Origin of the sequence: Cyanobium sp. A1C-AMD (genome assembly GCF_024346495.1) — a bacterium.
Lineage (GTDB): Bacteria > Cyanobacteriota > Cyanobacteriia > PCC-6307 > Cyanobiaceae > Cyanobium_A > Cyanobium_A usitatum.
In genome coordinates this window covers 1-6,492 of the sequence record NZ_JAGQDB010000112.1, presented here as the reverse complement: position 1 = coordinate 6,492, position 6,492 = coordinate 1, and the positions used below count along the sequence as shown (strand labels likewise).

Below are 6,492 nucleotides of genomic sequence, written 5' to 3'. Positions count from 1 at the left end.
AAGAGCGATGCGTAGGGCCTCGGCGTCACCAGGGCGCCAGGTGTAGGTGGGCGGGGAGGACTGGGTCATGCCCTCCCTTGCCAGCTCAACCCCCGCCGATCCCCCCATTGGGCTCGCCCAGCCCCAGATGCTGCCGCAGCTCAGCGCCGTCGATAACCCCCCGTTCATGCAGCACCAGCCACTCCTGCACCGAGGGCTGGGGTTTGCGCGGCGGCTGGGGCGGCACCAGCGGGCAGATCTCCACGCTGCAGGCCGGTGTGTCCGCCAGCTTTTCGCCAGTGAGGCGGGTCCACTGGCGCAGCAGGGTGCTGAGCATCGAACTCTTCTGGCCCGCCAGCGACTGCAGCACCGCAAAGCTCTGGCCGGCAGTCAGGGAAATCTCCAGCTCGGTACGAGCCGGGCCGTGGCCGCCAGCGGGAATCAGAGCGTCGCGGCGCATGGCCTCCTCCAGCTGCTGCAGGTAGGCCCGGTGCTCCGCCAACGATCGTGCCTCAATCTCGACCCACTCGAACTTGGCCCCTTCCGGCAGGTCCATGAAGGAGGAGGTGGAGAGCACCAGGCGCTGGGGGCGCTGTCCTTCTGCGCCCCCGGTGGACGAACCCGAGCACAGGGCGCCGTCGCTGCGGCGGAAGCCGTAGGCATCCACCAGGCCGGTGCGTACGCCCACCGGCAAGGCGGTGCGGGAGAGGAGGTCTTCGTATTCGCTGCGGCAGCGGTAGTGGTTGAGGTACTGGTGGGCCAGGCCCAGGTGTGGCAGATCGCCTTCTCCAAAGGCGGTGCCATCCACCGAGTACCAGAGGGCCGGCAGGTCAAAACGCTGGGGCATCCGCTCCGGCTCGCCTATGGGCACCACGTCGTAGCCATCGACGGCGCCGGGGTTGGGGTTGGCCTGCCAACTGCGCAGCACCAGTCCGTCGTCCGTCACCGTGAGGCTGCGGTAGAGCCAGGCCTGCAGGTCAGGCACCAGGCCGCCGTGGGCGTCGATCAGCACCGTGGGCACAGCGGCATTGCCGCTGGCAAAGCGGGGCGGCAGGGCCTGCCGGCGTGGCTCCCGCCAGACGAGCTCCACCGGCCCCGACGCCGGAGCACCGGTAACGCCATCGGTAGGCAGGCGCCAGTTGAGCAGGTCACCTCGGGGAACGAGCTGAAGACGCGGTAGGGAGAGCCGGTCGCCCTTGGCCAGGGCCTCCAGCCGGTCGCCTTCTGAGGGCCAGCGGTGCTGGGGCGGCAGCTGCAGGATCAGGCAGCCGCCATCGCGCAGGGTGAGCAGGTCGGCCAGGAACAGGAACACCCCCAGGTCGGTGCCCTGGCCGTCCACATCGGTGGCCACCCTGGTCAGCGAGTCGGGCAGCTCCTGCCAGACAAGTCGCGACAGCATCCCCGCGTAGGTCCGCAGGGCATCGCGGTAGAAGCCGGTGGGTCGAGCTGCTTCCAGCCGCTTGAGGTAGCAGGACTCGGGCTCTTCGATGCCGCGGGGGAGGTACACCGGCCGGCGGCTGGTGCCGTCAGGAAGCTCCAGCAGGGTCCAGCAGTCGTAGGCCAGCTGCAGGCGGTCTCGCAGGCCGGAGAGGGTTGGGTGTTCCAGCCAAGGGGGCTCAGCAGGAGCTTTGTGTTGCGTCTCTGGTGGGGAGGCGGGGCTACTGGAGGTGGTTGTCCTGCGGCGGCGGGTGGTGGGCACTGGCTGCTGGCTGCGTCAGAGCCATTGCCAGAAGCCGTGGTTGATCGCGGGTACGCTATGCAGGATATGCATGATTTTGGTCAGAGCGTCAGGACAAGCAGGTCGATCAGAACCAGGGGCAGGGTTTCTTATGGGAGTCCGCAAAAGAACAAAGCATGAAGAGTCATCTTGTTGAGACTGGCCATTAGGCAGTGGGCTTAGCTTCAACTAACAATGAGATCGGCTTCTTGTGCGACCAACGAAGGGGCGGGCCTCCTCTTAAGCGGGGCCGCCCATTTAGCGCTAGGCATTCAAGCAGGCACTAATGGCTAATCCAGATTTAGAGCTAGTTGATTTGCTCCCAATCAGAACCCATTCCTATTCGTCGATATCCCAAGCGCTAGCAGAACAAGGCGTCAGAGAGCTCAGGCCATCACAAGTCCACGAGTCTCATGAAGCACTGCTCGATCAAATCATTAGCGACGAAGGCTTAGGCGATACCGCCAAAGCAGTTGAAGAAGCACTGCGGTCTTCTACTGTATACGCGAAGTGGCAGAGATTAATGCCATATCTAAAAGACGTACCGCATATTAGGGCCTATCGAATCCAGGCTATCGGCGTAGATCTTTCTGGTGTCAATCTAGAAGTGATAAGCAATGGTGGATATCTTCAGACAGGGCAGATCCTCTATAGCGGAGGAATCTTTGCCTCTGAACAGGTAGCGATTCTAGATGGCCCAATGTCTACGACAATGCATCCGAGCGTCGCCAGGTGGCACGCACAAAAAGAGAATGGCCAAATTGCAATACTAAAAATCGCAGCTTCTCACTCGGTTCTTGGATTCGCGTATAAAGTGACGGGCAACCAGAAGCTCAAGCATGAATATGAGATTCTGTTGCAGAATAACTTGCAGCTCATGCAGACTTCAATCTGCCGTGTCGGTGAATTTCAGGTCAGATCATATGATGTTCACCCATATTTGGCCTAACATCCAGATTCTGAAGGCGGGATTTGAAGGTGTCTCCTATGCCGTCAACTCTGTCCGCTGACAATCCAGACGCTCAGTAGAGCAACAAGATGTAGATTGCTACTCATTTAGAAAAGAGGGAGCTGAGTCTGATAGGGAGCAGGAAAAACACCAATGATAAGCCAGGGATTAGGAGCAACAGAATGAAACTGAAGAGTTGTTCCCAAAAAGAAATGCAGGTCTTTGGCAATAAACTCGTCAAAGTACTTTGCTTTTACCTTGCTAACTGCATTCTGCTCGTTCCGCTGAGGGTCTCTCCATACGCAATTCCAAAAGAGGGCGCCAATTTCCCAGTCTAGAATCTGCAGCTGGCTTGTTCGGCCATTTGCATCTTGAAACCGATAAGAGAACTTGTAAGGCAGTTTAGGTATTACTTGAAAGGTCTTGCGCCATTCATTATCATCAAAAAGAGAGAATTGGTCAATATGCGAACGCATAGCTATCAGCCTTTTCGGATCCCACTCACGTGAGTCCTCCCTTTCGCAGACGAAGTCAATAACCACTGCGGGCTTAAAGACGGCAAGGGATATCTCATTTTGCTTTGCGCCAAGTATAAGTTCATCAAGTTTATCAAAAACACGCGCCTTTCTAAGTACAATTTTGCGTCTTTCAGACCATCCTTGCTCGGTTCCTACATGAGAAGTTGGTTTTAACTCAGATTCATCTAGGGGCCTAAAACTTTCAGGCCTACGGTCTTGGGAATTTCGCGTGATCCTGCAGTTGATCCAATCATACTTTCTATACTGCTCAGTCTCGCCAAGTCGTCGAAAAGGGACAGGATACAAGCGTACCCATGTCCCGTCTTCCCTCATAGCTGCCGTACAGACTGTCTCACCGTACTTCGTTGAAAGGGTGGGATAGGTCTTGACAAGAATAAGTAACCGTTCTTGTTTCATCTCCCAATTACAGATGGCTTAGAGTTAGATCTGTAGAGGAAGACTGAAGCATCTTGGCCACGCAGCCGCGATGACACTGGCTCACATCGGCTTCATAGCAAGTTAGGGCAACTCTTTCGCCAGACTGAATCCATGAAGAAATTGACTTCAGGTCATTTTTTTGCTTGGGAAGGTAATCATTAAAATATTCGCCAAATAGGTCGTCGTAATCAGCCTGCGTCCCAAGATTTATGCGCTTGCTAGATTCAATTCCAAGCCGAGGCAAGTGCTCGTACTTAATTCCAACTCGCGAGCAGGAAGAAGCAAGGACGCGCTTAGAAAAGCCGTATTTTCTGCTAATCGGATTACGTCTTACGTCACACAAAACAGTAACGCTATCCTTTAGAAGGATATTCAAGTAAGCCTCGATAGACTTGCCTTCGTATCCAATGGTTGCCAGCCCTGCCATTCCTGAAGCCGGCTTGATTTGTCGAATTGACTCAAGTGCACATGCTTCGTGAGATAGTATTTCATCGGCAATCTCGCTATTCATTGCGTAGTACGGGAAATGCTTGTACGTATACGCAATGAGTTCTTTGCCTCGCATCTGGCCTAGGCGGCTGGCAAAGGACGAAGCATCTCTGCGAAGATCATCGTCGAAGCCGGCTGCAGCCTTTCCGTCAAGAGTGAGCTCCCATAAATCACTTGAACCCACAAGCAGTCCCTTGTCGATCAGCTTAAGACGGTCAGCATAGGAAGTAAAAGAGAAAGCACCGTACTTGTATGGCACAAATTCGTAAGGTCGCGGATGAGGCGTCTCTGCAGAAAAGAGGAAAAGGAGCTTTTGAAAATCAGTATTGGATGCTCGTCCTCCTAATGATTCAAGAAGGGCGAGCAGATAACGATGTCTTCGAAAGAGCCGAGGCGCCGTAGGCGATATGGTCACTTGTCCGCAGCCAAGGTCGTGGGTATCTTAGCTGCTGCACGCATCAGCCGGGAAAAGGGCAATCATCGGAAATGTGACTCATGAGAACGGATTGATTGTGCTTTGTAGAACAATCGAACTTTGCGCCAGCTGATCATGCCGACGCAGAAGACGAGAGTATCGGCTATTTACCTAAAGCTTATGCCCACTTATTGCGTTAAGCGTTCAATCAACAGGAAATGCAACCACCCGTACTGAGCAAGCATCGACGATCTGAATCCACTGCTCGCGGCTAATCCCGACTCGCTCCAGCATCTCTCCCACGCCTACTCCTGAGGTCAGCAATCGCTGCCCCCGCGCGTGGAGCTCCCGCCAAGTCGGCGGTACCTTGAGCAGAAACCCGTTGTCTCGCAGAAAGTGCGTGATCTCCCCATTGGCATAGGTGCGCCCGTAGGGCCGAAATGGGCCCCGTGAGGGGTCGTAACGCCGCGCCGCTTTGATCAGCCCGATCATCGCCAGCTGGAGCAAGTCCTCCTTCGGGTGGACGGTGCGGCGGGCAAAGTTGCCGGCAATCTTCTCCGCCAGGTCCATGTGTTCCAGGGCCAGGGCATCGGCAGCGGCATGGGGCCGCACCGGCCGTTCTCGCTGGGGCCTGCAGCGCAGAGGCCGCTGAGCCCAGGCTCTGGGGTGGTGACGCGCCGGCGCCACCAGATTGATCTCCAGCTGTTGCGCACGGGCATGGCACGCCGGCCGGCGAAAGCGCCTTTGCCGCAGCATTCGCTCCGCCCCAGCGGCATTGCCCACCAGCACCACCGTGAGCGGCAGCACCAGCTGCACAGCAGGAGGAGTCAGCAAGACAGGGCGTGGGCTCTCCACTGCGGAAGGCTTGGGATGTTCCCGCACCGCGGACACCATCGACTCGCTCACCGGCTCACCAGCAGCGGCGTCACCACCGGCTGGATGCCCTGGGCCTTCCAGTAACGGCCTTCCAGCCAGAGAGCGCCGTGGCAGAAGGCATCCACCAGGTCCTTGCTGCCCTTGGGGAAGCGGATCGCCTCCTCCACCAACGGCTGGGCGCGGTGGTGAAAGCGAATCTGCCCGGCCTCCACCAGGGGGGCAACGGCATGGGCGCGGGTTTCCTTGCTGCCTCTGGCGGTGATCGGCAGCATCCCCGGCACCCTGCGGCGAAGCGTCTGCAGCACCGCCGGACCGTTGGCGGTGTCCTCGATCAGCACGGCATTGGGCCTGAGTCCCTGCTGCTCCAGCGCTTCCAGGCAACCCAACAGGAAGCGGATCACCTCCGGCAGGCCAAAGCGATGGCGGGCGGCCCAGAGCACCTCAATCTCCAACTCCTTTGGCCCCGATGGGCCCTGAGATTCACCCGATCGGGGGATGGCAGAGCGGGCTGGTGGTGCCAGCAGGCCGGCCAGGCAGAAGCCGCAGTAGTCGCTCTCTGCCTCCCCCTTGAAGCTCAGGTCACAGGAGAGAGCGAGCAGGGCGTAGTGGCGCAGGCTGCCGTCATCGCGGGGGAAGGGCGGCCGGATCCACTGCCGCAGGAAGATCGAGCCGCTCGCCGGGCTGGGCCGCTGCTGGTACAGCGCCGCCCACCAGTAGGCACCGAGTCGGGCCCTGATCTTGAGCAGTTCCGTCAGGGGGAACCGCTCCGGGCACAAGGCATCTCCTGGCTGCCGCCAGTCGGGGATCAGGGTGCAGGTGGGCGGCAGCTGGGGACGCTCGGCCGGGTCCTCGGCGATGGCTGGCAGGTCCAGCACGGTCCAGTTCTGGGGGGCCTCGCCCAGTTCCTGCTCCAGCAGCCAGCCGATCACGTCCTGGTGGTCCCAGCGGGTCAGCACCACCACTTGGGCCGAGAGATTCGGCTGCTCCCTCCCGTCCGGCCCCAGCACCGAGGCCGGCTCGGCGCGCGTCAGCCACACCGAGCGCAGCCAGTCGATCAGCTTCTGCCGCAGCGCAGGGCTGGCGGCATCACCAGGTCCTTTGTAAGGGTCAT

The 6,492-nt window shown here is 58.7% G+C and carries 6 protein-coding genes; 1 reads left to right on the top strand and 5 read right to left on the bottom strand.

Annotation, left to right across the window (positions count from 1 at the left end; all coding sequences use genetic code 11):
• Positions 1 to 85: 85 nt before the first annotated feature.
• A complete protein-coding gene (locus tag KBY74_RS13820) occupies positions 86 to 1,678 on the bottom strand; it encodes a DUF4055 domain-containing protein (RefSeq protein ID WP_254943072.1) in 1,593 nt (530 codons plus the stop codon).
• Positions 1,679 to 1,982: 304 nt separating this feature from the next.
• Here KBY74_RS13820 and KBY74_RS13065 point away from each other — a divergent pair, with 304 nt between their 5' ends.
• The gene (locus KBY74_RS13065; RefSeq protein WP_254943071.1) at positions 1,983 to 2,645 is read left to right on the top strand and encodes a hypothetical protein; all 663 of its coding nucleotides are present in this window, start codon (positions 1,983 to 1,985) and stop codon (positions 2,643 to 2,645) included.
• A 107-nt stretch (positions 2,646 to 2,752) separates the two neighbouring features.
• Here KBY74_RS13065 and KBY74_RS13060 read toward each other — a convergent pair whose 3' ends face one another.
• The 4 genes from KBY74_RS13060 to KBY74_RS13045 form a co-directional block, all read right to left on the bottom strand.
• Positions 2,753 to 3,496 (bottom strand): hypothetical protein, encoded by a 744-nt coding sequence (locus tag KBY74_RS13060; protein WP_254943070.1) that lies wholly within the window; start codon positions 3,494 to 3,496, stop codon positions 2,753 to 2,755.
• Positions 3,497 to 3,587: 91 nt separating this feature from the next.
• Entirely contained in the window at positions 3,588 to 4,349 is a 762-nt protein-coding gene (locus tag KBY74_RS13815) for a DUF488 family protein (RefSeq protein WP_254943069.1), read from the bottom strand.
• Positions 4,350 to 4,709: 360 nt separating this feature from the next.
• Entirely contained in the window at positions 4,710 to 5,411 is a 702-nt protein-coding gene (locus tag KBY74_RS13050) for a sigma factor (RefSeq protein ID WP_254943068.1), read from the bottom strand.
• Positions 5,408 to 6,492 (bottom strand): terminase (locus KBY74_RS13045; RefSeq protein WP_254943067.1); only part of this gene is annotated, 1,085 nt, incomplete at its 5' end. The genes KBY74_RS13045 and KBY74_RS13050, both read right to left, overlap by 4 nt.